Source organism: Pseudomonas sp. UBA4617 (genome assembly GCF_002386445.1).
Classification (GTDB): Bacteria; Pseudomonadota; Gammaproteobacteria; order Pseudomonadales; family Pseudomonadaceae; genus Aquipseudomonas.
Genome location: NZ_DGIR01000053.1, coordinates 26525 through 26866, shown reverse-complemented (window position 1 = coordinate 26866; position 342 = coordinate 26525). Strand labels below are relative to the sequence as shown.

Below are 342 nucleotides of genomic sequence, written 5' to 3'. Positions count from 1 at the left end.
CCCGCGAAGGGCCGGCACAGGCAATACGACAAGGAGCTGCACATGAAACTGCTGGTGGTCGAGGACGAAGCCTTGCTTCGCCATCACCTCTTTACCCGCCTGGGCGAAAGCGGCCATGTGGTCGAGGCCGTAGGCAATGCCGAGGAGGCGCTGTACCAGGCCGGGCAGTACCATTTCGACCTGGCCATCATCGATCTCGGCCTGCCCGGCATCAGCGGCCTGGAGCTGATCACCCGCCTGCGCAGCCAGGACCAGACCTTCCCGATTCTCATCCTCACCGCGCGTGGCAACTGGCAAGACAAGGTTGAAGCCCTGGCCGCCGGCGCCGATGATTACCTGGTC

1 protein-coding gene is annotated in these 342 nt (G+C 64.0%); it reads left to right on the top strand.

Annotated features, from left to right (window positions below):
* Positions 1-42 precede the first annotated feature (42 nt).
* On the top strand, positions 43-342 hold a 300-nt coding region (locus tag B4L76_RS22390), incomplete at its 3' end, for a response regulator (RefSeq protein ID WP_296235272.1).